At 73.7% G+C, this 26,340-nt stretch carries 22 protein-coding genes; 8 read left to right on the forward strand and 14 right to left on the reverse strand.

Annotation, left to right across the window (positions count from 1 at the left end; translation table 11 throughout):
• Together CLT72_RS11620 and CLT72_RS11625 are read right to left on the reverse strand one after the other, a co-directional pair.
• Nucleotides 1-750 (reverse strand): sugar isomerase domain-containing protein, encoded by a 750-nt coding sequence (locus tag CLT72_RS11620; protein WP_101411511.1) that lies wholly within the window; start codon nt 748-750, stop codon nt 1-3.
• Entirely contained in the window at nt 747-1,709 is a 963-nt protein-coding gene (locus CLT72_RS11625; RefSeq protein WP_101411513.1) for a MurR/RpiR family transcriptional regulator, read from the reverse strand. The genes CLT72_RS11620 and CLT72_RS11625 overlap by 4 nt, the downstream gene beginning before the upstream one ends.
• A gap of 190 nt (nt 1,710-1,899) precedes the next feature.
• Between CLT72_RS11625 and CLT72_RS11630 the strand changes: the two genes are divergently transcribed.
• On the forward strand, nt 1,900-2,889 hold the full coding sequence (locus CLT72_RS11630; protein ID WP_101415104.1) for a BadF/BadG/BcrA/BcrD ATPase family protein: 990 nt from the start codon (nt 1,900-1,902) through the stop codon (nt 2,887-2,889).
• A gap of 383 nt (nt 2,890-3,272) precedes the next feature.
• Here CLT72_RS11630 and CLT72_RS11635 read toward each other — a convergent pair whose 3' ends face one another.
• From CLT72_RS11635 to ngcE, 3 genes are all read right to left on the reverse strand, one after another.
• On the reverse strand, nt 3,273-4,178 hold the full coding sequence (locus CLT72_RS11635; RefSeq protein ID WP_101411515.1) for a carbohydrate ABC transporter permease: 906 nt from the start codon (nt 4,176-4,178) through the stop codon (nt 3,273-3,275).
• Nucleotides 4,175-5,083: a carbohydrate ABC transporter permease gene (locus CLT72_RS11640; protein WP_101411517.1), complete on the reverse strand. Its 909-nt coding sequence runs from the start codon at nt 5,081-5,083 to the stop codon at nt 4,175-4,177. The genes CLT72_RS11635 and CLT72_RS11640 overlap by 4 nt, the downstream gene beginning before the upstream one ends.
• Before the next feature lie 69 nt (nt 5,084-5,152).
• Nucleotides 5,153-6,568, reverse strand: a complete 1,416-nt coding sequence (gene ngcE / locus CLT72_RS11645) for an N-acetylglucosamine/diacetylchitobiose ABC transporter substrate-binding protein (protein WP_101411519.1) — start codon at nt 6,566-6,568, stop codon at nt 5,153-5,155.
• A gap of 196 nt (nt 6,569-6,764) precedes the next feature.
• Here ngcE and CLT72_RS11650 point away from each other — a divergent pair, with 196 nt between their 5' ends.
• Entirely contained in the window at nt 6,765-8,192 is a 1,428-nt protein-coding gene (locus CLT72_RS11650) for an acyltransferase family protein (protein ID WP_101411521.1), read from the forward strand.
• Here CLT72_RS11650 and CLT72_RS11655 read toward each other — a convergent pair.
• Nucleotides 8,164-9,654, reverse strand: coding sequence for a CoA-acylating methylmalonate-semialdehyde dehydrogenase (locus CLT72_RS11655; protein WP_101415105.1), 1,491 nt, complete (start codon nt 9,652-9,654; stop codon nt 8,164-8,166). The two genes, CLT72_RS11650 and CLT72_RS11655, sit on opposite strands and share 29 nt — an antisense overlap.
• A 17-nt stretch (nt 9,655-9,671) precedes the next feature.
• Nucleotides 9,672-9,800: a hypothetical protein gene (locus CLT72_RS32760; protein ID WP_284039161.1), complete on the reverse strand. Its 129-nt coding sequence runs from the start codon at nt 9,798-9,800 to the stop codon at nt 9,672-9,674.
• A gap of 165 nt (nt 9,801-9,965) precedes the next feature.
• Here CLT72_RS32760 and CLT72_RS11660 point away from each other — a divergent pair, with 165 nt between their 5' ends.
• On the forward strand, nt 9,966-11,018 hold the full coding sequence (locus CLT72_RS11660) for a hypothetical protein (RefSeq protein ID WP_250100050.1): 1,053 nt from the start codon (nt 9,966-9,968) through the stop codon (nt 11,016-11,018).
• Here CLT72_RS11660 and CLT72_RS11665 read toward each other — a convergent pair.
• A complete protein-coding gene (locus CLT72_RS11665) occupies nt 11,006-11,686 on the reverse strand; it encodes a Tat pathway signal sequence domain protein (RefSeq protein ID WP_101411523.1) in 681 nt (226 codons plus the stop codon). The two genes, CLT72_RS11660 and CLT72_RS11665, sit on opposite strands and share 13 nt — an antisense overlap.
• 379 nt (nt 11,687-12,065) lie before the next feature.
• Here CLT72_RS11665 and CLT72_RS11670 point away from each other — a divergent pair, with 379 nt between their 5' ends.
• From CLT72_RS11670 to CLT72_RS11680, 3 genes are all read left to right on the forward strand, one after another.
• Nucleotides 12,066-12,836, forward strand: coding sequence for a TetR/AcrR family transcriptional regulator (locus tag CLT72_RS11670; RefSeq protein WP_486484253.1), 771 nt, complete (start codon nt 12,066-12,068; stop codon nt 12,834-12,836).
• Between the two features lie 175 nt (nt 12,837-13,011).
• Nucleotides 13,012-13,641 carry a DUF6230 family protein gene (locus CLT72_RS11675; RefSeq protein WP_101411527.1) on the forward strand — a complete coding sequence of 210 codons (630 nt, stop codon included), beginning with the start codon at nt 13,012-13,014 and terminating at the stop codon, nt 13,639-13,641.
• A gap of 1 nt (nt 13,642) precedes the next feature.
• Entirely contained in the window at nt 13,643-14,164 is a 522-nt protein-coding gene (locus CLT72_RS11680; protein WP_250100048.1) for a DUF6114 domain-containing protein, read from the forward strand.
• A 1-nt stretch (nt 14,165) separates the two neighbouring features.
• On the opposite strand, the gene murD is transcribed toward CLT72_RS11680, so the two are convergent.
• Nucleotides 14,166-15,512 carry a UDP-N-acetylmuramoyl-L-alanine--D-glutamate ligase gene (gene murD, locus CLT72_RS11685; RefSeq protein WP_101411529.1) on the reverse strand — a complete coding sequence of 449 codons (1,347 nt, stop codon included), beginning with the start codon at nt 15,510-15,512 and terminating at the stop codon, nt 14,166-14,168.
• An 89-nt stretch (nt 15,513-15,601) separates the two neighbouring features.
• Between murD and CLT72_RS11690 the strand changes: the two genes are divergently transcribed.
• The gene (locus CLT72_RS11690) at nt 15,602-16,951 is read left to right on the forward strand and encodes a MurL-like N-terminal domain-containing (RefSeq protein ID WP_101411531.1); all 1,350 of its coding nucleotides are present in this window, start codon (nt 15,602-15,604) and stop codon (nt 16,949-16,951) included.
• Between the two features lie 92 nt (nt 16,952-17,043).
• Here the strand turns inward: CLT72_RS11690 and CLT72_RS11695 are convergent, their stop codons facing one another.
• The 3 genes from CLT72_RS11695 to CLT72_RS11705 all read right to left on the reverse strand — a co-directional run bounded on the left by CLT72_RS11695 (nt 17,044) and on the right by CLT72_RS11705 (nt 21,309).
• Nucleotides 17,044-18,828, reverse strand: coding sequence for a PucR family transcriptional regulator (locus tag CLT72_RS11695; RefSeq protein WP_455644591.1), 1,785 nt, complete (start codon nt 18,826-18,828; stop codon nt 17,044-17,046).
• 89 nt (nt 18,829-18,917) lie between these two features.
• Nucleotides 18,918-20,369 carry an argininosuccinate synthase gene (gene argG / locus CLT72_RS11700; protein ID WP_101411533.1) on the reverse strand — a complete coding sequence of 484 codons (1,452 nt, stop codon included), beginning with the start codon at nt 20,367-20,369 and terminating at the stop codon, nt 18,918-18,920.
• Nucleotides 20,370-20,430: 61 nt separating this feature from the next.
• The gene (locus tag CLT72_RS11705; protein WP_250100148.1) at nt 20,431-21,309 is read right to left on the reverse strand and encodes a TrmH family RNA methyltransferase; all 879 of its coding nucleotides are present in this window, start codon (nt 21,307-21,309) and stop codon (nt 20,431-20,433) included.
• An 80-nt stretch (nt 21,310-21,389) separates the two neighbouring features.
• Between CLT72_RS11705 and CLT72_RS11710 the strand changes: the two genes are divergently transcribed.
• Nucleotides 21,390-23,252, forward strand: a complete 1,863-nt coding sequence (locus CLT72_RS11710) for a thiamine pyrophosphate-requiring protein (RefSeq protein ID WP_101415107.1) — start codon at nt 21,390-21,392, stop codon at nt 23,250-23,252.
• 3 nt (nt 23,253-23,255) lie between these two features.
• On the opposite strand, the gene CLT72_RS11715 is transcribed toward CLT72_RS11710, so the two are convergent.
• Complete coding sequence (locus CLT72_RS11715; protein ID WP_101411537.1) at nt 23,256-23,819, reverse strand: dihydrofolate reductase family protein; 564 nt, start codon at nt 23,817-23,819, stop codon at nt 23,256-23,258.
• A 260-nt stretch (nt 23,820-24,079) separates the two neighbouring features.
• Nucleotides 24,080-26,296, reverse strand: coding sequence for a transglycosylase domain-containing protein (locus tag CLT72_RS11720; protein WP_101411539.1), 2,217 nt, complete (start codon nt 26,294-26,296; stop codon nt 24,080-24,082).
• Between the last annotated feature and the right edge of the window lie 44 nt (nt 26,297-26,340).

The raw sequence follows: 26,340 nt of genomic DNA on the forward strand, positions 1-26,340 counted from the left end.
TCAGGCGGTGCGCCGGAGGCGCCCGGCGTACCGCGACTCGAGGGCGTGGTTGTGCTCGTCCCCGCCGGGGACGTTGGCGGAGAGGTAGATAGGGGGTACCTCCCCGGCCTGGTGGAACCGTCGTACGACCTCGGCGGTCAGCAGCTGCGCCAGCAGCGCCGCGGTGACCGAGGAGACCGCACAGACCGCGCCGCCGCCCTCGAGCGGCAGCAGTGCGTCGCCGTACGGCGCGCCGTTGTCCAGCACGACGTCGGCGAGGTCGGCGAGGCGCCGGCCGGACGGGTGCCGTGGGGCGACCCGTGCGGTGTGCGCGACCGAGGTGACCGCGATCAGCGGGTGGCCGCGTCCGGTGACCAGCGCCGCCAGCTCGACCACCGAGCCGTTGATGCCGGACTGGGACGCCACCACGAACACGTCGCGTGGTTGCGGGGCCGCCAGCGCGTAGAGCTGGTGGGCGACGGCGGGATCGCGCTCCAGCTTGGGGTCGGCGAGCACGTCGCGCGGGGCGTCGCCGTGCAGCACCAGGTCGTGCAGGGAGAGCCGGTTGGTGGGCACCAGCCCGCCGGCCCGGGCGACCAGCTCCGCGGCGAACGCCTCGGAGTGGCCGGCGCCGAACGCCTGGAGCACCCCGCCGGCGCGCAGGCTGGTGGTGATCAGGTCGGCGGCGGCGCCGATCCCGTCGGCGCTGGCGTCGACGACCCGGTCGAGCACCGGACGGACGGCGTCGGCGTACCCCTGTGCACTGATCATGAGGTGGCCCCCTTCGCGGCCTTGTGCCCGTCGACGGCCTGGGCGGTACGCCGGAAGGCCGCGTGGGCGCGGTCGTGGGTGCGCTGGGCGACGGCGATGTAGAGCAGGTCGAGCACGACCAGCTGCGGGTGCCGGGCGGACAGCGCGTCGGGGCGGAAGGTCGTGGCCTGGCTGGCGGTGAGCAGCACGATGTCGGCCAGCTCGGCCAGCGGGGAGCGGGGGAACCCGGTCAGCGCCACGGTGGTCGCGCCCCGGCTGCCGGCCTCGGCGAGCATCTCGATGGTCTCCCGGGTCTGGCCGGTGTGCGAGATGCCGAGCGCCACGTCGCCCTGGCGCAACAGGGCCGCGCTGGCGAGGCCCTCGTGCACGTCGTTCCAGGCCCAGGCCGCCACCCCGATGCGGTGCAGGCTGAACTGCATCTCCTCGCCGACCAGGGCGCTGCCGCTGGCCCCGAAGATGTTCACCCGCGACGCCCCCGCGATGGCGACGGCGGCCCGTTCGACCTCGGCGAGGTCGAGCAACGCGGCGGTGTCGTGCATGGCGCGGGTGTCGGCGGCCATGATCTGGTCGAGCACCCGGGAGAGGGGGTCGCTCGGCTGGATCTCGCGTCCGATGTCGACGGTCCAGCCCGCCGAGCGGGCCCGGCCGGTCTCGGCGGCGATGCCGAGTCGCAGGTCGGCGTAGCCGTCGAAGCCCATCGCCCGGCAGAACCGGGTGATCGTCGCCGGGGAGGTGCCGCTGCGCTCGGCCAGCTCCACGATGGTCGCCCGGGCGGCGGCCTCCGGGTCGCTGAGCACGTGCTCGGCGACGCGGCGCAGTGCCCCCGTCAGCTCGCCCGCGCCGGCCCGGACCCGCGCCAGCACGCCGTCGGAGCCGACCCCGAGCGCCCCCCGCCGGTCGACCGCGCCGGCGTCGACCACCGCGGTCCCCGCGGAGGTGTCCACCTCGTGATCAACCATGGGGCACCTTTCGGAAAAGAGTGTTAACTGTTAGTGGTAAAAGTTCTTACTGAAAGCCCCTCCGTGTCAAGACCGTGGGCGAAGTTTTCAAACTGTTACCTGGCGCACACGCTCGGAACCGGTCCTGCCCTTGCCCACCGCCGCCGGGCCGACCAGCATGAACGCGGCGTCGATCGAGGGGTGGGTGCGGATGTCCGGCAGCGTCGTGGTCGGTCTCGACGTCGGGGGTACGTCCACCCGGGCGGCCGCCCTGGCCCTGGACGGGCGGCGGCTGGGCACCGGCCGGGCGGGCGGCGGAAACCCCACCAGCCACGGCGCCGAGCGGGCCGCCGGCGAGCTGCTGGCCGCCCTGCGGGAGGCGCTCGCCGACGTCGATCCCGCCCGGGTGCGCGGTGGCACGATCGGGCTGGCCGGGGCGGGCCGGCTGCTCGCCGACCCGGCGGGCCGCGACGCCTTCGACCGGGCCTGGCGCGACGCCGGCCTGCACTGCCCGTACGCGGTGCACGGCGACGCGCTGGTCGCGTACGCCTCGGGCACCGCCAGCCCCGAGGGCACGGTGCTCATCGCCGGCACCGGGGCGATCGCCGCCGGGGTCCGCGAGCTACGGCTGGACCGGGTCGCCGACGGTCACGGCTGGCTGCTCGGCGACGCGGGCTCCGGCTTCTGGCTGGGCCGCGAGGCGGTCCGCCGGCTGCTGGCCGACCTCGACCGGGGGCACGCGCCGGGCCGGCTGGCGACGGGGGTGCTCACCGAACTGCTCGGCTCCGCCGAGGTGGCGGCCCGCCCCCGGGACACCGTCGACGCCCTGGTCCAGGCGGTGACCCGGCGACCCCCCGTGGAGCTGGCCCGGCTCGCGCCCCTCGTGGTCGCCGCCGCCGTCGACGGCGAGCCGGTCGCCCGCGGGCTGATCGACGAGGCCGCAGCGCACCTGGCCGAGAGCGCCGCGCGGATCCGCCCGGCCGGCGACGCCTCCCCGATCGTGCTCGGCGGCGGCCTGCTGACCGGCGACACCCCGCTCGCCGCGGCGGTGCGGGCCCAGGTCGGCCGGCAGTGGCCGGACGCACCGCTGCACTCGGCCGGCGACGGCGCGGCCGCCGCGGCGTGGCTCGCCGCGCTCGACCTGCCCGAGGTGACCGACCCGGTCACCCTGCACGCCCTGCTGGTGCCGCCGACTGCCTGACCCGCACCGAGGCCGGACGTGCTGCCCGCCACCGCCGTCGGCACCACCCCGGCGCGGGGGAGGGCGATCGGCCGCTGTCGAGCTGCCCCGTGCACAGGACCACCCTCGACCCGGACGCCGGGCTGAGGACTCCGGACGGCCGTCCGGCCGGACCGCCGGACGCCGGACGCCGGACGCCGGACGCCGGACGCCGGACTGAGCGTGGCGGACCGGCGGGGCCGACGTCGCGGTCTCATGGACGGGGCAGCTCGACAGCGGCCGAGGCACCCCACCGGCTCCGCACGCCGTTCCGGGTCGGCGGCGTCCGACAGCCCGGTGGCGCGGGGATCAGGATCGGTCGCGGCCCGTGCCGACGAACGAGGCCGTCGCAGCGGCCGACGGAGCTACTTGAGCTGGCCGGCGGTCAGGCCGGACTGGACCTGGCGCTGGAAGAGGATGTAGACCAGCAGGACCGGGACCACCGCGATCGTGAGACCGGCGAAGAGTTGCGCGTAGTCGCCCGCGTAACCCTGGTTGACCGAGAGCGCGGCGAGCCCCTGGGCCAGCACCCACTTGGACTCGTCGCCCTGCATGAGCACCTGCGGCAGCAGGAACTGGTTCCAGTGGCTGAGGAAGTTGAAGATCGCAACACTGATCAGTCCCGGACGCGCCATCGGCAGCATCACCTGGAAGAACAACCGGAAGTGGCCGCAGCCGTCGACCAGGGCCGCCTCCGCGACGGCGGTGGGCAGGGTGCGGAAGAAGGCGGTCAGGAAGAACACCGTGAACGGCAGCGAGTAGGCCGCGTACACCAGGATGAGACCCGTCCAGGTGCCGAACAGGCCGGCGTTGCGCACCACGAAGAACAGCGGCACCAGGGCGAGGAAGACGGGGAACATCAGCCCGCCGACGAACAGGTAGTAGACGACCTGCTTGCCACGGAACTCGTAGCGGGCGAAGACGTACGCGGCGGTGGCCCCCATCAGCATGGTCAGGGTGACCGAGCCCGCGACCACCACCAGGCTGTTGAGGAAGTACTGACCGATGTGCGCACCGCTCCACGCGCGCGACCAGTTGTCGAAGCGCAGCGCGCCGGGCAGCGACCACGGGTCGGCCAGGATCTCCGCGTTGCTCTTGAACGAGCTGATGAACATCCAGAGCAGCGGCAGTACGGTCAGCGCGCCCCAGAACAGCAGGAAGCCGTGCGACAGCACGTTGGCGACGCCGAGTTCGCGGCGCACCGGGCGGTCAGCGGGGGCGGAGGGCTCGCGGGGCAGCGCCACGGGGGCGGGCTTGTCCAGAGTCGTCACGAGTACTCGATCCTGTCTCGCTTGCTGGCCCGCAGCGCCAGCACCGCCACCGTGAGGGTCAGGAAGAACATCACCACGCCGATCGCCGAGGCGTAGCCGAACTTGGTCTCGCTGCCGAACGCCGTGTCGTACATCCGCACGCCGATGACGTCGGTGGAGAAGTTGGGGCCGCCGTTGGTCATCAGCTGCACCAGGATGAACCCGTCCAGGGCGAAGATGGCCAGGTAGACCCAGGCGACCTGGACGGTGTCCCACAGCAGCGGGATGGTCACCTTCCACAGCGTGGTCAGCCGGGAGGCGCCGTCGAGCATGACGGCCTCGTAGATCTCCTTGGGGATGGCCGACATGGCCGCGCCGAAGAGCACCACGTAGAAGCCGACGTTGCTCCAGATCATCACCGCGAGGACGCACCAGAAGGCGGTCCTCGGATCACCCAGCCAGGTGGGCGCGCCCAGACCGACGCTGTTCAGGGCGCTGGTGAGCAGGCCCTTGTTCGGGTGGTAGACCTCCTTCCACAGCAGCGCGATGATGACGACCGAGAGGACCTGGGGGAAGAAGTAGACCGTGCGGTAGAACGACGAGCCGCGTACCCCGCTGACCCCCGCCCGCCCCTTGCGCCCGCCCATGTTGAGCATGGCGGCGAAGAAGAGGCCGAGCACGATCGTCAGCACCGGAACCAGCGCCAGCAGGATCGCGTTGTTCTTCAACGCGTTCCAGACGTAGTCGTCGTTCCACAGCGTCTTGAAGTTCGCCAGCCCGACGGAGTTGGCGTCGGCCGAGTAGCCGAGCCAGTCGGTGGTGGAGATCTGGAACGCCTGCAGGTATGGCGACACGACGAAGATGACGTAGAGCAGCACCGGCGGCACCAGGAAGGTGACGATCAGCGGGTACTTGCCATGTCTCACGATGAGGTCCTACCTCTTCAGCGTCGGCCCGGTGGGAGCGGGACGCCCCCGCCCCCACCGGCCGGGATGTCAGACGGCCCGCTTGTACTTCTTGATCGAGCTGTCCTGGGCGATCGAGTCCGCGCCCTTCTGGCACTGGTCGAGGAACTCCGCCGGGCCGATCCGACCGCTGAAGAACTCGCCGCACGCGGCGTCGACGAGGTTGCGCTCCAGCTTGCGGTAGTAGTTGTTGTAGACCCAGTTGAAGCCGTTGCTGCCGGATGCCTCCAGCGCCTTGACGACCGTGTTCAGCCCGAACGGCAGCTCGACGCCCTCGCTGGCGCCGGCCACCACGGTCAGGCTGGAGACCTTCTTGGTGAAGTCCTGCGCGCCCTTCTTGGAGAGCATGACCCGGAAGAACTCCAGGCCGCCGGCGACGTTCTTCGCCTTCGCCGGGACCATGAACGGCTCGCCGGCAGTGCCCCGGACGGCCTCGAACGGCAGCTTGTCGCCGCTGCCCAGGCTCGGGGTCGGCTGGATGGTCATGTTGAACCCGGCCGGCGTGACGTCCTTCTGCTCGCTCTCCAGCCAGGAACCGCAGGAGATGAAGGCCGCCTTGCCCTGGCACCACGCGGTCTGCGACTGCTTGTGGTCGAGGCCGGGCGAGCCCTCGAGGATGAACTTGTCCTTGACGATCTGGTGCCAGGCGTCGGCTGCGGTCTTCATCGCGTCGGACTTCCAGGCGTTGGGCTCCAGGTTGTCGATCGCCGTGGCGACCGAGGGGCCGCCGAACTTGATGGCGGTCGAGATGACCGGCCAGCTCATGTAGCGCGGGTGCGCGCCCGCGTACGTCCAGGGGGCGATGCCGGCGGCCTTGATCTGCTTGCACAGCGCGATGTGCTCGTCCCAGGTCTTGGCGTACTCCCACTTGCGCTCGGCGAAGAGCTTGGTGGAGTGCCAGATGCCGTAGACGGTGTAGGTGTAGTTCATCACCAGGAACTTGCCGTCGTACGAGCCGACCTCGACGGCGCCCGGCAGCAGCGTGTCCTTGACCGTCTTGCCCGGAATGTCGAGGCTCGGGGCGGCGAGCAGCTCGCCCAGGTCGGCGATGGCGTTCTGCGACACCAGCCCGTTGAAGTCGATCTGGTTGGCGCCGGAGTTGTTGACGACGTCCGGCGGGGTGTTGTCGACGAAGCGCGGCTGGAGCGTCTTCGCGATCTCCTGCGTCGCCGAGTGGTTGATCTTCGCCTTCGGGTACTTCTCGGTGTACATGGCCTCGTGGGCCTTCGCGTACTCCTCGCCGAAGCCGCCGTTGAAGATCACCACCTCGAGGGGCGCGTCCTCCTTGACACCGAGCGGGTTCTGCTCGCTCTTGGTGCCCTTGAAGGTGTCGGCGTCGCCCTTGTCGTCGCCACCGCCCGTGGCGCAGCCGGCCAGCAGGCCGGCGGCGGGGGTGGCCAGGAGGCCGGCAGCGGCGGTACGCCGCAGGATGTCACGCCTGTTCATGGGTCTCTCCTCGGATCGGTCCGGGCGGGCGCCGAATGGGGGATAGCGACCGCCGCACGAGGCGCAGGGGGAATTTGTCTTCAGTTGGCAAACTGTTGCTGAAGAATTTCTACGGCAGGAGGGCGCGGACTTCAACCCCCGGGGACCGAACCGTTATCAGCACCGGCCAGTCCGCGCCTGACGTACCCTCGGGGCCATGCGCCGCCTGCGGCAACTCGCCGCGCGCACCCCCGCTGGTCGGCAACGCTACGTCGACCTGCTCCGGGCGCTCGCCATCGGCATGGTCGTTCTCGGCCACTGGGCGGTCGCCGCGATTGGTGAGGACGCCGCCGGCCGGCCGACGGGACGCTCCGCGCTGCCCGACCTGCCGTGGGCGTACCCGCTCACCTGGCTCGCCCAGGTCATGCCGATCTTCTTCCTGGTCGGCGGGTACGCCAACGCCGCCTCGCTGACCGCCCGCCGGGCCGCCGGCGTCGACGCCACCGCCTGGCTGCTGGGCCGGGGCGCCCGGCTGCTGCGCCCCACGACCGCGCTGCTGCTGGTGATCGCCGCAGCGGCCGCGCTCGCGTCGCTCGTCGGCGTCGCGGCGACGCTGGTCCGTACGGTCGCGTGGTTCGCCACGATCCCGCTCTGGTTCCTCGCCGCCTACCTGATCGTGGTGCCGTTGACCCCGGCGATGCTCGCCCTGCACCGGCGCCTCGGCCTGCTCGTGCCGGCGGCGCTGGCCGCGCTGGTCGTCGCCGGCGACGTGGGGCGGGCGCTGGGCCCGGCCGAGCTGGCGCTGCCGAACTACGTCTTCGGCTGGCTGGCCGTGCACCAGCTCGGCATCGCCTGGCGCGACGCCGACGCCGGGCGTCACGACGCCCACCCGGACGCGGCGGGCGGGCACCCGCCGCGCCCCGTGCCCGCGCGCGACCGGGCGCGGGCACGTCGGCTGCCGCTGTCGCGCCGCGCGGGCGGGGCGGCGCTGCTGGGCGGGCTGGCGGCCACGGTGCTGCTGACCACCGTCGGACCGTACCCGGTGAGCATGCTCAACGTGCCGGGCGAGCGGCTGGACAACGCGGCCCCGCCCAGCCTGGCCCTGCTGACGCTGACCGTCGCCCAGTTCGGGCTGATCCTGCTGCTGCGCGACCCGGCGGAGCGCTGGCTGCGCCGCCCCCGCCCGTGGCAGGCGGTGATCGCGGTGAACGCCGTCGTGCTCACCGTCTTCCTCTGGCACCTCAGCGCCGCGATCCTGCTGGTGGGGGCGCTGGACGCGGCCGGGGTGCTGCCGACCCCGCCGGTCGGGTCGGCCGCCTGGTTGGCCTGGCGGGTGCCCTGGGTGCTGATGCTGACCGTGGTGCTGGCCGCCCTGGTCGCCGTCTTCGGCCCCGTCGAGGCCCGCACCGGCCGCACCGGCCGCACCGGGCGGGACCGACCGGCCGGCGGCGGGTGGCGGGCCACCGCGCGCAGCGCGCTCGCCGCCGCCGGTTTCGCCGCCGTGGTGTACGCCCTGGTGGTCAACGCCCAGACGCCGAGGTCGGCGCCCGAGCCGCTGGGACTGCCGGCGGCGGCGCTGATGGCGTACCTGGTCGGTGCCGGCACCCTGCGCCTGCTCAGGTCTGGGTGGGGAAGCCGAGGTTGACCCCGCCGTGCCGGGGGTCCGGCCAGCGGCTGGTGACCACCTTGCCCCGGGTGAAGAAGCGCACCCCGTCCTCGCCGTGCGCGTGCAGGTCGCCGAAGAGCGAGGCCTTCCAGCCGCCGAAGGAGTAGTAGGCCATCGGCACCGGGATCGGCACGTTGACGCCGACCATGCCGACCTCCACCTCGTGCTGGTAGCGCCGGGCCGCGCCGCCGTCGTTGGTGAAGATCGCCGTGCCGTTGCCGTACTGGTTGGCGTTCACCAGCTCCACCGCCTCGTCGTACGAGCCGACGCGCAGGACGCCGAGCACCGGGCCGAAGATCTCGTCGGTGTAGACCGACATGTCCGGGGTGACGTGGTCGAACAGCGTCGGGCCCAGCCAGAACCCGTCGGCGTCGCCGTCCGGCTCGACGTCGCGGCCGTCCACCACCGGCACCGCGCCCGCGGCCACCCCCGCCTCGACGTACGACCGCACCCGGGCGGCGTGCGCGGCGGTGACCAGCGGGCCCATGTCGCAGCCGCGCCGGCCGTCGCCGGTGCGCAGCCGGCCCATCCGCTCGGCGATCCGGGCGACCAGGGCGTCGGCGACCGGCTCCACGGCGACCAGGGCCGAGATCGCCATGCACCGCTCCCCCGCCGAGCCGAACCCCGCGTTGACCGCCGCGTCGGCGGCCAGGTCCAGGTCGGCGTCGGGCAGCACCACCATGTGGTTCTTCGCCCCGCCCAGGGCCTGCACCCGCTTGCCGGCGGCGGTGCCGCGCTGCTGGACGTACCGGGCGACGGGGGTGGAGCCGACGAACGACACGGCCTTCACGCCCGGATGCTCCAGCAGCGCGTCCACGGCCTCGGCGTCGCCGTTGACGACGTTGAGGACCCCGTCGGGCAGGCCCGCCTCGGCGAACCACTCCGCCAGCAGCAGCGCCGCGCCCGGGTCCTTCTCGCTCGGCTTGAGCACCACCGCGTTGCCGCAGCCCACCGCGATCGGCAGGAACCACAGCGGCACCATCGCCGGGAAGTTGAACGGGGAGATCACCGCGACGACGCCGAGCGGCTGCCGCAGGGTGTACGAGTCGACCTCGGTGGAGACGTTCTCGCTGAATCCGCCGCGCAGCGCCGAGGGGATGCCGCAGGCGTACTCGATGATCTCCAGGCCGCGTTGCACCTCGCCGGCGGCGTCGGCGAGCACCTTGCCGTGCTCTGCGGTGATCACCTCGGCGAGCCGGTCCCGCCGCGCGTGCACCAACTCCCGGAAGGCGAACAGCACGGCCGTCCGTCTGGCCAGCGACGCGTCCCGCCAGAGCCGGGCCGCGCGCCCGGCGGCCTCCACCGCCACCGCGACGTCCGCCGCCGAGGCCAGCTCCACCCGGGCCGTACGCCGGCCGGTCGCCGGATCGAAGACGTCCCCGTGCCGCCCGGACGAGCCGCTGAACGGCTTGCCGTCGACGAAGTGCCCGATGACGTCCACGTCGTGCTCCGGCGCGCTCACGCCGCCACCTCCGCCACCGCGCGGGAGCGGGAGCGGGAGACCAGCTCGATCGGCTCGTCGTGGTTGAGCGGCATCCAGGACGGGAGCACGGCCCGGTGCCGGGCGGGCAGATCGTCGGTGGTCATCGTCGCACCCTCTCAGCGGCGTTCGCGGTAACCGCACGCTGCCACCACCCGGCGGCGGGGACAAGGGTCGGTGTGCCCCCGGCTCGGGGGCCGCCCGCCAAGTCGTCGCCCCGGGCCGGCGACGACCCGCCCGTGCGCCGGCCCGGCCGCCGGTACGATCCGGCGGTGCGGACCGGTGAGGTGGCGCTCCCGAGCGGCGCGGCGGGCACGAGCGCCGAAGCGATCACGGCCGGCGTACGGGCCTGGGTGGGCTCGGCGCCGCTGCGCGGCCTCGTCGGGCACTTCGGCGGCGACTGGCCGGACGGTGACCTGGCGGCGGTGCTGGCCCGGCTCGACGACTTCTCGGCCCGGCACTGGGACTTCCGGGGCGGCCGCGAACGCCCGGACGCCCGGGAGCCGGCCTTCGACCCGGCCACCGCGCGGCTGGTGCTCGCCACCGCCGCCGCGCTCGGCATGGTGCGCCCGGCGGTGCCGGCCCGGCCGCGCTACGCCCACCTGGTCGTGCTCGGCGGGTTGGCGCACGCCTGCCAGCGCCGGGTCGCGTACGCGGCGCACCTGCTGCGCGCCGGCACCCGGGTCACCGGCGAGGTGGCGGTGCTGGGCAGCTTCCGCCCCCTGTCCGAGGTGGAGTGCCGGGCCCTGGACGCGGCCGGCGTACCGCCCTGCGACACGGAGGTGGCGGCGCTGGACGCCGCGGTGCGACGCGAGTTCGGGGTGGCCGCGCCGGCCGAGGACGACGGTCGGGACGCCGGGCACCCGCACCACTCCTGGTCGTCGCGCACGTACCGGCCGGCGGGCGGCCCGCCGGTGCGGGTGCTGGCGGCGCCGTCCAGCGATCCGGCGCGGCGCCGCGCGCACACCGCCGACACCCAGCGGTTCTGGGCCGAGCACGTCCGCCTGCGCGCCGGCGATCCGGTGCTGACGGTGACCGCGCCGATCTACGTGCCGTTCCAGCACTGCGACGCGCTACGCACCCTCGCCGGGCCGTACGGCTGCGCGATCGAGACCGTCGGCGTCGACCCGGCCCTGCCCGACGTGGCCGGGCTGCCCGAGCCGGCGCTCGCCCCGGGCCGCTACCTCCAGGAGATCCGCTCGGCCATCCGGTCGATGCGCGCCCTGCACGCGACGCTGGGCGACGGCTGGTCGACGCACGGCCGGGGGCCGACGCGCGACGCAGCGCCGCACGCCGGCCCGGTGGGGCGCGGTCAGTTGACGTAGACGGGGCTGTTGCCCTTGGTGACGTCGCGCACCGGCGAGTACGCGGCGGAGAAGTACGCCGTGCCGAAGCAGAGGCTGGGGCCGGAGAACTTCGTCAGCGTCTGGTTGGTGAAGGTGATCGAGTTGTTCGCGTTGGTCGCCGTGCCGGTCAGGCTGTTGGTGCCGGTCCGGTACACGCAGGTGATCTGGCCGAGCAGCGAGTTCAGCACGACGGTGCTCTGGATCGGCGCCGTCGCCGTACCGCTGATCTTGACCACGCCGGCGCTGGTGACCGAGGTCGCGTACGGCAGGTTCTGGACGGTCACGCTCTGCACCCCGGTGGTGCCGATGACGTTGGTGGTGCAGCTGGTGAAGGACTGGGCGGTCAGGCTCTCGGTGGCGGTGCCCGGGGCCGCCGGGTTGCTCAGCACCTTGGCGCTGAAGCTGGACGCGGCGCACTTCACGCCGGTGGTGCCCGTGGCGGAGGAGTAGAAGGTGGCGTTGGTGCCGGTCCTCAGGCTGGCCTGGATCACGTCGTTGACGGCGACGGCGGTGCCACCCGGCGTCGGGTAGGTCAGCACGTTGTTGGCCAGCGGTGTCGGGGCGGCGGCGGAGCCCGGGGCGGCGCCGAGACCGGTCAGCAGCGCGAGGGTGGCGAGACCCACGCCGATTCGTCCGTACCTGAGCATGGTTCTTCCTTTCGGGGGACGGGGTGATCCACGTGGCGCGGGCGGGGGTGCCCGCGCGGGCGTCGGGGGCCGTCGCGTCGCGGACGGCGGTGGCGGATGCCGGGCGGCCGTCGGGCCGGGCGGTGGTGGCGATGGTGGTGTCGCGACGTCAGCGGGCAGGTCGGCGTGGTGTGCCGCCGCGCAGCGGCGTCACCTGCGTCTTTCCGGCCTTGGGAGGGCGCTCCTGTTCCGCGATAATGGCGGCCATCGAACCCTCCTTCGACGAGCCGAAGGGTGACCATCCGGAAGATCACCCAAGGTGACGGGATCCCGACTGAGCGTGCAGAAAGTTATAAACCCCGGAGGGTCGCAAAGTCAATCGAATCGAGAGGTGGGTACGTTGACCACGCCGCGCCGCCCGCATCCGGCGCCCCTGCCGGGCGCACGCCCCGGCCGCGACCCCGACCGCGCGATCAAGCGCGGTCCGCGCCGGCTCTCCGCCGAGGCGGTGGCCGCCACCCAGCGGGACCGCCTCTTCGACGGGCTCGTGCGGGAGGTGGCGACGAAGGGCTACGACAACGCGCGGGTCACCGACATCTGCCACGCCGCCGGGGTGACCCGGCCGGCCTTCTACGCCCTCTTCAGCGGCAAGGAGGACGCCTTCCTCGCCGCGTACCGGCACGGCATCGCCGTGTTGTCGCAGCTCATGGAGAGCGCCTACCGCGAGGCCGGACCGGCGTGGCCCGACGCCGCCCGCGCCGCTCTGCGCACCCTGCTGGAGGTGCTGGCGAGCGTGCCCGCCTTCGCCCGCATGGCGCTCGTCGAGGTGGACGCGGCCGGCCCGGACGCCCGCCGGGAGCGCGACGCGCTGCTGCTCAGCTTCCGCCGGTTCTTCGCCGACGCCGGGCCCGGCCCGACGGCCGTGGGCGTGGACCGCGACGCGCTGGTGTCCACCGTGGTCGGCGGGATCCACGCCACCGTGCGCGGCTGGGCGGCCCGGGGGCGGGCGGCGGAGCTGCCGCAGTTGCTGCCGGTGCTCACCTACGCGGCCACCGCGCCCTTCCTCGGCCCCGACGAGGCGACCCGGGCGACGCGGCTGGCCCGCCCGGCCGACGGCCCGGGCACGACCGCGCCGTGCGCGCCGACCGGCGAGGCGGCCGCGCTCCCCTGACGCCCGGTCGAAAACCGCAGCGGTTTTTCACTTTGGCCGCATTTGGCAGATACCGCCTCAACCAGTCCCCACCAGCCGTTGACCAGCCATTTACTCGGCGGTAACTTCAGCCTGCGCAAACGCTCAAGCTGATTTCCCATTGTCGCAGATGAATTGATCTCGAAAGGGAGCCGTCATGTCGGAGCAGATCGCACCGGTCGAACCCGATCCGCCGCGCAGCGGCGTGCGCTGGCGCCGGTTCGCCGTCACGCTGGGCACCGTCGTCGCGGGCGCCGCCGGCATGGTCGTGCTGACCGCCCAGGGCGTGCTGGGCGCCCAGTTCGCCATCTCCGGCATGCCGTTCACCGTCACCGCCGACAAGCTCACCGGCACGGGATTCGAGCAGTTCGCCACCCTCGACCAGATGATCCCGGACAGCCCCAACCAGGGCGACACCGGCGGGCAGGTGCTGGTGATCGTGTCGGCGATCGACAAGGCCGAGCTGACCAACCTCTGCCAGAGCATCAACCTGGGCGGCGTGCACCTGAAGATCACCGCCGGCGGTGACGGCAGGCCGGTCACCGCCCGCACCCTGGTCGTCGACGGCGACGAGGTCGCCGGCAACGCCTCGTTCCGGAACATCAACGTCGGCCAGGACGCCAGCACCCTCGACCAGGTGCCCGGCGTGAAGGGCAACCCCGGCGTCTTCGCCCAGCAGGCCGACACGGTGACCATCACCAACCTGCGGCAGAACAACTACGCCACCACGGCGGCCGTGTTCAACCTGCCCAACCTGCGCATGGCGTTCACCTCCGACGGATGCTGACGTGACCGCCGGACGACACCACCCGGTGCCGGCCGCCCGCCGACCCGGCGGGCGCTGGCGCCGCTGGCGGCGGGGCCGCCCGTTCACCGCCGGCGTACTCGTCGCGCTCGGCGGCGTGGAGATGCTCGTGACCCTGCGCGCGCCGCTCGGGGTGCTGCTGCACGTCGGGCCGCAGGGGCTGGCCGCGTACCTGGTGCCGGCCGTCCTGGTGCTCTGCGGGGTGCTGCTCATCGCCACGCCGCAGCAGCGGGTCTTCTACGCCGTGCTGTCACTGCTGCTCGGGCTGGTCTCCTGGTTGACCTCGAACCTCGGCGGCTTCCTGATCGGGATGCTGCTGGCCCTGGTCGGCGGGGCCCTCGCCTTCGCCTGGACGCCCGACAAGCGGCGCGAACCGGCCGGCGCCGCCTCGACGCCCCCGGCAACCGGGCCGGAGACCACGGACGAGGACGACGACCGGGACGCCGGCACCGCGCTGCTGCCGGGCGCGCGTACGCCGGACCCGACGCCGGCCGACCGGGGCTGAGTCAGCCGGCGGTGTCGCGTACCGCCTGGGCGAAGACCTCGGAGCGGTGCTCGAAGTTGCGGAACCGCCCGTAGCTCGGCGCGGCCGGGGAGAGCAGCACCACCCCGTCGGCCGGGGTCAGCTCGCGGGCCCGCCGGACGGCGGCGACGAGGTCGTCGACCACCTCGGTACGCACCTTCGGCAGCCCGGCGAGCGTCTCGACGATCCGGGCGCCGCTGTCGGGGATGCCGAGCACGGTGAGCTCGCGCTCCGCGAGGTGCTCGCGCAGCGGCGTGTAGTCCAGGCCCCGGTCGGTGCCGCCGACGATCACCGTCAACGGCCGCCCCTCGTACGCGTCGATGGCGTGCATGGCCGCGTACGGGCTGGTGGCGAGGGTGTCGTCGACGAAGGTCAGGCCGGACGGGTCGGCGATCTCGGTGAGCCGGTGGGCCAGCCCCTGGAACCCGGCGACCGCCACGGCCAGGGTGTCCTTGCGGGCCACCACGTCGACGCCGAGCGCGTCGAGCACGGCGAGGGCCACGCAGAGGTTGCCCTCGTTGTGCCGGCCCACGAGCGGCAGCACGGCGCGCGGGAACAGCGGCCGGTCCCCCAGGTGGAACCAGGGCGTGCCGTCCGCGCCGCCGGCCACGTGGACGGTGTCCGGCAGGCCGGCGCGCACCGCCGCGCGGTCGCCCAGTTCGAGGGCGAGCCTCGGATCGGCGCCGTTGACCACCACGGTCCGCGGCCCGTGCGCCAGCAGGTTGAGCTTGTCGCGGTAGTACTCGCGCTCGCCGCCGTGCGCGTCGAGGTGCTCGGGGAAGAGCGAGGTGACCACCGCCACGCGCGGCGAGTCCGTCAGGTCGCTGCACTGGTAGCTGGAGAGCTCCAGCACGTACAGCTCCGCCTCCGGCAGGTCCAGCGTCGGCACGCCGATGTTGCCGCCGAAGACGTTCGGCCGGTCCACGGCGGCGAGCAGGTGGCTGATCAGGCTGGACGTGGTGCTCTTGCCCTTGCTGCCGGTGACGCCGACCGTACGGGCGGCGTGGTCGGCCATCCACAGCGCCGTGCCCTGGGTCACGGTCGCGCCGCGCCGGCGCAGCTCGACCAGCCACGGGTGGGTCTGCGGCACGCCGGGCGAGCGGACCACCACGTCGGCGGCGGCCAGCCGGGCGAAGCCCTCCTCGCCGGTGACCAGCGGCGCCGCCTCGGCCAGGGGCCCCTCCCAGGGCAGGCTGAGGAAGTTGGCGCTGTCGTCGACGGCGACCAGGTCGGCCGGGCCGTGCGCGGCGATCGCGATCACTGCGGCCCGGCCCTCCCGGCCGGCCCCCCAGACGGCGACGGTACGTCCGCGCAGGTCAGACAGGCGCACTGGCTCTCCTCGGGGGATCTCGACGGTGAGACGGGGGCGGGTCCGCCGCAGCCGGACACGGCCGGACGAACCAGGGCCTAGTATGGCGTGTGCCCAATGAGCAGCTGCGGCGGATGGACGCCTTCACCTTCCCGTCCTACTCGGTCGACCTCTCCACCGGGGAGGTGTTGTTCGACTACGCCCTCACCGGCCCCGACGGCGAGCAGCGGTTCACCGAGGTGATCACCCTCCCCCTGCCGGACGCGCCCCCGTCGGACGAGACCGTGGCGACCCTCGGCCGGGTGCTGGAGCTGCTGCACGTCGTCGCCGGCGTCAGCTACTACAAGGCCGCCGCGCCGCCCCGCCTGGTGCTGCCGGCGCCGCTGGGCACGGCCGCCGCCGAGCTGGTCACCGCCGTCTACACCAAGGGCCTCGCGGAGTACGCGTACCGCAACCAGCTGCCGCACGTGCTCGAACTGCGTCCGGAGGTGCCGGCGGGCGAGGTGTCGGCCCCCCGGGTTTACGACGACTCCGACCGGCGTCCGCTCTCCGCGGTCGGCGGCGGCAAGGACTCCATCGTCAGCCTGGAGGCGCTGCGCCGGGCCGGGTTCGACCCGGTGCCGTTCTCGGTCAACCCCAACCACGTGATCGTCGCCGTGAACGAGGCGTCCGGGCTGACCCCCCTCGCCGCCCGGCGGCGCATCGACCCGGTGCTGTTCGAGTTGAACGCCGCCGGGGCACGCAACGGCCACATCCCGGTCACCGCGATCAACTCGCTGATCGCGGTCGCCACGGCGGTGCTGCACGGGCTGGGCCCGGTGGTGATGTCGAACGAGCGGTCGGCGTCGGACCCGAACCTGCTCTGGAACGGCCACGAGATCAACCACCAGTGGTCCAAGGGCGTGGAGGCGGAGGGGCTGCTGCGGGCGGCGCTGGCCGAGCACGCCGGGCTGACCGAGCCGTACTTCTCCCTGCTGCGCTCGCTGTCGGAGCTGCACATCGCCCGCGCGTTCGCCGAGATCGACCGCTACGACGACGTCGTGACCAGCTGCAACGCCGCGTTCAAGCTGCGCGACGCCAGCGAGCGCTGGTGCCGCGACTGCCCGAAGTGCCGGTTCGTCTTCCTGGCCATGGCGCCGTTCATGTCCCGCGAGCGGGTCACCCACATCTTCGGCGGCGACCTGCTCGCCGACTCCTCGCAGATCCCCGGCTACCGGGAGCTGCTCGGCGTGGACGGGCACAAGCCGTTCGAGTGCGTCGGCGAGGTGGAGGAGTCGGTGGTGGCGTTGAGCCTGCTCGCCGAGCAGGAGCAGTGGCGCGACGCCCCGGTCGTACGCGCCCTGGTCGACGCGGTTCCGGCGACGGCCTGGTCGGCGGCGGCCACCTCGGACGTATTCACCCCGGGCGGCCCGAACCACGTCCCCCCGCCGTACGCGAAGGCCCTCACCCCCCTCCCCTGACCGCCCCTCTCCCGCCCGTTGATCATGAGGTTGTGGCGCTGCGCCTCGGCGTGTCGCGACAAAAACCTCTCGGTCGACGGGGTGGGGAAGGGTCAGGGGGTGCGGACGGCGTCCAGGGCCAGGAGGGCGACGTGGAGGGAGAGGCATGCCTCCACCGAGTCGAGGTCCACGTCCAGGACGCGGCGGATGCGGGCCAGGCGCTCGTAGAACGCCGGCCGGGACAGGTGCGCCGCGCCGGCCGCCGCCGACTTGTTCCGGCCCTGCTCCAGGTACGCGCGTAGGGTGCCGAGCAACTGCTCCCGGGGATGCTGCGCGTCGTAGGCGAGCAGCGCGCCGAGTTCCCGCTCGACGAAGGTCTGCAACCGGGGCTCGTCGCGCAGCAGGTGCAGCAGCCCCGCCAGTCCCACGTGCGGCAGCCGGAAGACCGGCAGGTCCCGCCGGTCCCGGCGGGCGGCGTCGGCGATCTGCCGGGCCTCGATCAGCGACCGTCGCGCCTCGCGCAGGCCGGCCACACCGGACCCGGCCGCGACGAGCACCGCCCCGCCCTGCGGCGGCGCACCGTTCGGGCGGGCGGGGGCGTCCGGACGGGTGCGGCGCAGGGCGGTGGCGAACGCGGCCAACGCCCGTTCCTCGGCCGCCGGCTCCGGCAGGGCGAGCAGCACCCCCACCGCCTGGTCGTCGACGGCGCTGGTCAGCCCGGTCAGCTTCGCCTCGCGCAACGCCTGCCCGACGGCCTCGGCCAGGTCCCGCAGGCGCGCCGGGCCGGCCTGCGGGCCAGCCGTGCCGGCCTCCGCCGGGTGGCCGGGCTCCGCGAGCGGGCCGCCCTCCCCCGCCGGGTCGTCGCCGCGATGCCGCACCATGACCCCGACCAGGTGCCGGCGCTCCAGCACCACGCCGAGCGCCCGGGCCCGCAGGGACACCTCGTCGACCGGCAGCGAGTGGTCGAGCAGGGCGGTGAGCAGCGTACGGTGGATCTGCCGCTCCAGGCCCTCGGCGTCGCGCCGGATGAGCCGGCCGAGGGCCAGCGTCGAGGCGGCCCGCTCGATGAGGATGGTCAGCCGGGTGGGTGGGGCCGTCGGCGGCGCGGCGACGCCGACGGGCGCGCCGCCCTCCTCGCCCGGTCCGAACCCGCGCCGGTCGGCGGCCAGGTCGCCCTCGCCGGGCCAGCGCAGCAGCAGTCGGCCCCAGTCCTGCCCCCGGGCGCCGACGGTGGTGACCAGCCAGCCGTTGTCGGTGTCGTACGCGGTCCGCCCCGCCGGCCGGATCCGGCGCGAGTGCTGCTCCCAGCAGTCCAGCAGCAGCTCGGCGCTCTCCCCCGCCGGGTCGTACGCGAGCACCTGCCGGGAGAGGTTCTCCAGCACCACCGGGCAGCCGGAGAGGTCGGCGGCCTGCCGGACCACCTCGCCGGGGTCGGCGCCCTCCACCGACAGCTCGGTGAAGCGTTGGTGGATCTCCTCCGTCGCCCGTAGTTCGGTCAGCTGGGCGTCGACGATCAGGGCGTGCACGGCCTCGGTGATCCGGACGAACGGGGTGGCGCGCCGCAGCTCGACCAGGGGCAGCCCCCGCCGTTGCGCGGCGGCGGCCATCACCCGGGGCACCGCGCTGGCGTACCGGCGGCCCAGCTCGACGACCAGACCGGAGACGCCGACGTCCGCCAGGTCGCCGATGAACGCGCGCAGCCCGGCGTCGTCGGCGGGCAGCCCGATGCCGGTGGTCAGCACCAGCTCCCCGCCGCTGAGCAGGGGGGCGATGTCGGGCACCTCGGTGACGTGCACCCAGCGCACCGGGCGGTCGAGGCCGGCGTCCCCGGCGACCAGGCGCGGAGCGCCGTGGCGGACGGGGCCCAGCGCGAGCACCTCACGGACGGTAGGAAACACGGGCGACACGCTACCGTCCGTGACCTCGGTTCCGCACGGGCGCCGCTCGGCCTGCCGCCGGGACACGCGGAGCGGCGGCCGCTGCCCGCTCAGTCGACGCCGAACTCCATCGCGGCGCGGTCGAGCGCCTCGTCGTCGCCGGAGGAGACGCCCCGGGAGGCGATGGCTTCCGCGCCGCCCTGCGGCATCGCACCGATCAGCCCGGTCGAGGCCGCCTGCGCGGCGCCGACCATCCGCTGCGGGGTCGGGCCACCGACCATGCCGAGGGTGGCGTACTGCTCCAGCTTCGCCCGCGAGTCGGCGATGTCGAGGTTACGCATGGTGAGCTGGCCGATCCGGTCCGACGGGCCGAACGCCGAGTCCTCCGTACGCTCCATCGACAGCTTGTCGGGGTGGTAGCTGAACGCCGGGCCGGTGGTGTCGAGGATCGAGTAGTCCTCGCCCCGGCGCAGCCGCAGCGTCACCTCGCCGGTGACCGCCGTGCCGACCCAGCGCTGCAACGACTCGCGCAGCATCAGCGCCTGCGGGTCCAGCCAGCGGCCCTCGTACATCAGGCGACCGAGGCGGCGGCCCTCGTTGTGGTAGTTGGCCAGGGTGTCCTCGTTGTGGATGGCGTTGACCAGCCGCTCGTACGCGGCGTGCAGCAGCGCCATGCCGGGCGCCTCGTAGATGCCCCGGCTCTTGGCCTCGATGATGCGGTTCTCGATCTGGTCCGACATGCCCATGCCGTGCCGGCCGCCGATGGCGTTGGCCTCCAGCACCAGGTCGACGGGGCTGCCGAACTCCTTGCCGTTGATCGTCACCGGGCGGCCCTGGTCGAAGCCGATCGTGACGTCCTCGGTCGGGATCTCCACCGACGGGTCCCAGAACCGGACTCCCATGATCGGGTTGACCGTCTCGATGCCGGTGTCGAGGTGCTCGAGGGTCTTCGCCTCGTGCGTGGCGCCCCAGATGTTGGCGTCGGTGGAGTACGCCTTCTCGGTGCTGTCCCGGTACGGCAGGCCGCGTTCGAGCAGCCACTCCGACATCTCCTTGCGCCCGCCCAGTTCGGCGACGAAGTTGGTGTCGAGCCACGGCTTGTAGATGCGCAGCTGCGGGTTGGCCAGCAGGCCGTAGCGGTAGAACCGCTCGATGTCGTTGCCCTTGAACGTCGAGCCGTCGCCCCAGATCTGGACGTCGTCGGAGATCATCGCCCGCACCAGCAGGGTCCCGGTCACGGCCCGGCCCAGCGGGGTGGTGTTGAAGTAGGCCCGCCCGGCCGAGCGGATGTGGAAGGCCCCGCAGGTCAGCGCCGCCAGGCCCTCCTCGACCAGGGCGGCGCGGCAGTCGACCAGCCGGGCGACCTCGGCGCCGTAGCTGAGCGCGCGACCCGGCACCGAGGCGATGTCGGGCTCGTCGTACTGGCCGATGTCGGCGGTGTAGGCGCAGGGCACGGCGCCCTTGTCGCGCATCCACGCGACCGCGACCGAGGTGTCGAGGCCGCCGGAGAAGGCGATGCCGACACGTTCGCCGATGGGCAGGGAGGTGAGGACCTTGGACACGGGAAATATTATGCACCAGGCCGCATGGGCATGCAAATAGTGGCGCCTCCGCGCCGCCGCGTCAGGCGAAGTCGTCCCGGCCCAGCTCCCAGAAGGCGACCGCGGCCGCGGCGGCCACGTTCAACGAGTCCACCCCCCGCCGCATCGGGATGACCACCCGTACGTCGCTGGCGGACTGGGCCGCCGCGGTGAGGCCGGGGCCCTCGGCCCCGAGCAGCAGCGCCGCCCGCTCGCGCTGCGTCGGCGTGAGCCGCTGGATCGGTACGGCGTCCGGGGCCGGCGTCATGGCGAGCACGGTGAAGCCCGCCTCCCGCACCTGGTCCAGGCCCGCGGGCCACTGCTCGAGCTTGGCGTACGGCACCGCGAAGACCTCCCCCATGCTGACCCGGACGCTGCGCCGGTACAGCGGATCGGCGCAGGACGGCGACAGCAGCACCGCGTCGATGCCGAGCGCGGCGGCGCCCCTGAAGACCGCCCCGAGGTTGGTGTGGTTGTTCACGTCCTCGAGGATCACCACCCGTCGGGCCGCCGCCAGGACGTCGGCGGCGACCGGCAGCGGCTTGCGCCGGAACGACGCGAGCACACCCCGGTGCACGTGGAAGCCGGTGGCCCGCTGCAGCACGTCCTGGGTCGCGGCGTAGACCGGGGCGTCGCCGGTGTCCAGGTCGGCGAGCTGGTCGACCCGCTTGGCGTCCACCAGGTACGACCGGGCCGGGTAGCCGGCCCGCAGCGCCCGGCGCAGCACCAGCTCCCCCTCGGCGATGAACAGGCCGTGCGGCGGCTCCCAGCGGGTGCGCAGTTCGACGTCGGTCAGCGCCCGGTAGTCGGCGATCCGGTCGTCGTCGGGGTCGGTGATGGGGTGGATGGGCACCCGCCGATTCTGCCGGACGCGCGGCGGCCGCCCCGGGCCGCCCGACGGCGGGGCACCCTGGGGCGTTATGTCCGGGTAGGAAGGGGAATGGCGGGCCGGAGCGGTCGGACCGACGGAAGGACAGCCAGGTGAACGTACGTCCCATGGGCATGCCGGGGCCGGCCGCCGAACAACCGGACGGACGGCGCGTCGGCCTGGGCCCGCTGCCGCGCGACGCCACCGTCGCGGACCACATCGTGCACCGGCTGGCCGGCTGGGGCGTACGCCGCTACTTCGGCTATCCCGGCGACGGCATCAACGGCCTGACCTCGGCGCTGCAACGCACCGGGGAACGGACGCAGTTCGTCCAGGTCCGGCACGAGGAGACCGCCGGCTTCGCGGCCTCGGCCCACGTCAAGTACGGCGGCGGGCCGCTCGGCTGCGCGCTGGTGACCAGCGGCCCCGGCGCGATCCACCTGCTCAACGGCCTGTACGACGCCAAGCTGGACCACCAGCCGGTGGTCGCCCTGGTCGGGCACACCGCGCTCACCGCCGAGGGCGGCGGCTACTACCAGGAGGTGGACCTGCTCGCCCTCTACAAGGACGTGGCCGCCGCCTTCCTGGCCCAGCTCGACCACCCCAGCCAGGTACGCCACCTGGTCGACCGGGCCTGCCGCACGGCGCTGGCGCGGCGTACCGTCACCGCGCTGGTGCTGCCGTCGGACATCCAGGACGCGCCGGCGGTGCCAGAGCCACCGCACGCGCACGGCTACTACCGCACCAGCGACGTGCCCGGCACCGACCCGACGGTGCCGCCGGAGGCCGACCTGCGCCGGGCCGCCGAGGTGCTGGGCGGCGGCGAACGGGTCGCCATGCTGGTCGGGCAGGGCGCGCTCGGCGCGGTGGACGAGGTCCGCGCCGTCGCGGACCGGCTCGGCGCGGGGGTGGCCACCGCGCTGCTCGGCTTCGCCGCGGTCGACCACCGGGAGCCCTGGGTGACCGGCGCCATCGGCCTGCTCGGCACCCGGCCCAGCTGGCAGCTGATGAACGAGTGCGACCGGCTGCTGATCGTGGGCAGCAACATGCCCTACTCGGAGTTCTACCCGCCGCAGGGGCGGGCCCGCGCGGTGCAGATCGACCGGGACGGCACGCAGTTGGGGCTGCGCTACCCGACCGAGGTGAACCTCACCGGGGACGCCGGGCCGACCCTGCGGGGCCTGCTGCGCGAGCTCGGGCCCGGCCCGGGGCCGACCCGCTGGCGGGCGACGATCGGCGAGGCCACCACGGCCTGGCGGCGTACGCAGCGGGAACTGGCCGGCCAGTCCGCGAACCCGGTCAACCCGCAGCTGCTCTTCGCCACCCTCAGCGACCGGCTGCCGGACGACGTGATGATCTCGGTCGACTGCGGCACCACGACCGCCTGGTACGCCCGGCACGTCCAGGTGCGCCCCGGCATGCTGGCCAGCCTCTCCGGCACCCTGCTCTCGATGGGCGGCGCGATGCCGTACGCGCTGGCCGCCAAGTTCGCCCACCCGGACCGCCCGCTGGTGGCCCTGATCGGCGACGGCGCGATGCAGATGAACGGGGTCAACGAGCTGATCACGGTGGCCAAGTACTGGCGCAGCTGGTCGGATCCGCGGTTCGTGGTGCTGGTGCTCAACAACCGGGACCTCGCCTTCGTCAGCTGGGAGCAGCGCTCCAGCGAAGGAACGCCGATGTTCCCCGACAGCCAGCAGCTGCCCGACATCGCCTACCACCGGTGGGCGGAGGTGCTGGGCCTGGGCGGCGAGCTGGTCGACGCGCCGGAGCAGGTGCCGGGCGTCTGGCAACGGGCGCTGAGCGCGGACCGGCCGGTGGTCGTCAACGCCCTGGTCGACCCGGCCGAGCTGATGCTGCCGCCGCACTTCACCGCCGAGCAGGCCCGCAACACCGCCGCCGCAGTCCTGCGCGGCGACACCGACTGGGCGGGCATCATCCGGCGGGGCCTGCCCACGGCGGTCGCCACCCTCCGATCGGGGCGCGGGTGGGGCTGACTGTCAGCCCTCCCGGCGGTAGCGCAGCAGGACCGACCGGCCGTCGAAGACCCGCGAGTCGACCAGGCGCAGGCCCATCCGCTCGCTGGGCGCGAAGACCGGCTTGCCGCCGCCGAGCACCACCGGGTGCACGAAGATCTGGTACTCGTCGATCAGGCCGAGTCCGGTCAGCGCGCCAGCGGCCCCGGCGCCGCCGAGGAGCAGCAGGTCGCCGCCCGGCTGCTCCTTGAGCGCGCTGACCTCCTTGCCGAGGTCGGCACCCCCGACCACCTGCGCGCCGTGCTCGGCCCCGGTGAGGGTGCGCGAGACGACCACCTTCGGCGTACGCCGCCAGATCGGCGCGAACGCCAGGTCGTGCGGGTGGTCGGAGATCGACTCGACCTGCGGCCAGTACCCGGCCATGAGCTCCCAGACCCGGCGGCCGTAGAGGAACCCGCCGACCTGCTCGCACTGCGCCAGCGAGTACGCGGACAGCTCGTCCCCCATCTGCGGCCAGTCGAACTCGCCGTTCGGCCCCTCGATGAACCCGTCGAGCGACTGGTGCACCCCGTAGACGATCTCTCGCATGGCCTTGCTCCCGCTGGCGTCGCGACGCCCCTCGTGGGCGTCCTCGCCAGGTGGTCGGAGCGGCACCGCCGGCTTTGACATCCTCGGACGACTCTTCTTCGGGACCTTCCGCGACTGGTGTCGGAACCGAGGGCCGGCGGAGGCTCCGACTGCGCGCTGTCGAGCTGCCCCCACGGATGGGGCAGACCGGGCAGGCGGGGCGGCACCGCGACCGGCGCGCGGCGCTCCGACGCCCCGCCCGTCGCCTCGCGGACCGTCGGTCAGCCGCGGCGCTCCAGCCAGCGGCGCAGGTCGGACAGGCGCTGATCGTCCGGGGGCGACGGCCGCCGCTCCTCCGACGGGCGGCGCTGCTCGACCGGCGGGCGCTCCACGGGGCGGCGCGGGTCGCCGGTCAGCTCCCGGCTCGGGGCGGCGAAGGCCTTCTCCGGCTCACCGGCGACGGCGGTGCCGATGACCCGGGCCACCGCGTCGATGACCTTCGCCTGCACCGCCGCGCCCACCGAGTCGGTCGGGTCGTCGGGGTTGGCGGCGATGCCGGCGACCGCGACCTGCGGGGTGAAGCCGACGAAGGTCTCGGTGGCGTTGCGCTCCGAGCTGCCGGTCTTGCCGGCCACCGGCCGACCGTCGAGGATCCGGTTGACGGAGGTGGCCGTGCCCCCGTTGCACTGCGCGAGCGTGGACTGCTGACCGACCGGGCAGCGGGCGGCGTCGGTGGCGGCCCGGGCCACGTCGGCGTCGAGCGCCCGGCGGCAGGACGGGTTGCCGACCGGCACCTTCTCGCCGTCGGCGGCGGTCACCGAGACCACCGGCAGCGGCGCGCAGTACGTGCCCTCGGCGGCCACCGTGGCGTACGCGTTGGCCAGGTCGAGCGGGGTGGTGGCGGTCACGCCCAGGGTGAACGAGCCCCAGTCGGCGGCGTCGTTCTCGGCGAAGGTGGCGTCGGCGTCGGCCCGAAAGGTGATGCCGAGGCGCTCGGCCATCTCGACCACCTTCTCCTGCCCGACCTGTTCGGCCAGCCAGACGAAGTAGGTGTTCACCGAACGGCCGAAGCCGTCCCACATCATCCGGTACCCGTCCATCCACTCCGGGTTGGCGTTGGCCGGGCACCACCGGCCGTCGCAGCTGCCCTCGCCCTCGGCGGCGTACCGGGTGGGCAGCCGGCTGGGCGCGTCGAAGCCGGTGGACAGTGGCTTGCCGGCCTCCAGCGCGGCGAGCATGGTGAAGAGCTTGAACGTCGAGCCGGCCTGGTAGCCGTCCACGCTGTCGCCGCCGGAGATCAGCGGGTTGACGGTGTTGGGGTGGTTGGCCTGCCCGTCGGGGTTGGGGTCGAGGCTGTAGTGCCGGTTGACCGCCATCGCCAGGACCCGGCCGGTGCCCGGCTCGACGGCGGCGATCGGCAGGGCGCGCTTGTTGTCGTACGAGTAGACCCGGGTGGCCTGCTTCTGCGCGGTGGCCTGGACCTGCGGGTCGAGCGAGGTCACCACGGTGTAGCCGCCCCGGCGCAGCGCCTGCTCGCGCTCCTCCACGCTGGCCCCGAACTCGGGCTGCGCGAGCCACCACTGCCGCAGGTAGTCGCAGAAGAAGCCCCAGTCGTCGTGGCCCTCGGCCACGGCGGTGCAGCCGTTGGGCTGGGCGGTGGGGCGCAGGGTCAGCTTCTCGGCCCGGGCCCGCGCGGCCTCCTCGGCGCTGATCGCTCCGGTGGAGACCATCGAGTCGAGCACGTAGCCGCGCCGCTGGAGCGCCGCGTCCGCGTCGCCGTCGATCGGGCTGTACGCCTCCGGCGACTGCACCAGGCCGGCGAGCAGCGCCGCCTCGCCGAGGGTCAGCTCCGCCGGGGGCTTGGCGAAGTAGCGCTGGCTGGCCGCCGCGATGCCGTACGCCCCGGAGCCGAAGTACGCGATGTTCAGGTACCGGTTGAGGATCTCGTCCTTGCTGAGGCGCTGCTCCAGCGCCGTGGCGTACCGGATCTCCTGGATCTTGCGCCCGACGGTCTGCTCGGTGGCCGCGGCACGTTCCTCGGCGGTGCGGCCCGGGTCGGTCTTGAGCACGTTGCGGACGTACTGCATGGTCAGCGTGGAGCCGCCCTGCTGGCCGCCGCCGGAGACGTTCGACACCACGGCCCGCAGCAGCCCGCGCAGGTCGGCCCCGCCGTGGTCGTAGAAGCGCCGGTCCTCGGCCGCCACGATCGCCTGCCGCATCACCGGGGCGATCTCGTCGAGCGGCACGTCGGTGCGGTTGACGTCGTAGAACGTGGTGATCAGCGTCTTGCCGTCGTTGGCGTAGAGGTAGGAGCGCTGGGGCGTGGCGGGGGTGCGCAGCGCCTCGGGCAGCGCCGCGTACGAGCCGACTGCGGCCTTGGCGGCGAACCCGAGCAGCAGGTTTCCCGGCAGCGCGGCGACCGCCAGGACGAGGCCGGCGAGCACGCCGGCGAGCAGCACGGTGAACAGCCGCGACAGCGGCGGGCGGGGTGGGGCCATGGTCCCCAGGATTGCCACGAAAGCGGCCAACCGACCACCCCTGA

It is taken from the genome of Micromonospora sp. CNZ309 (genome assembly GCF_002846525.1).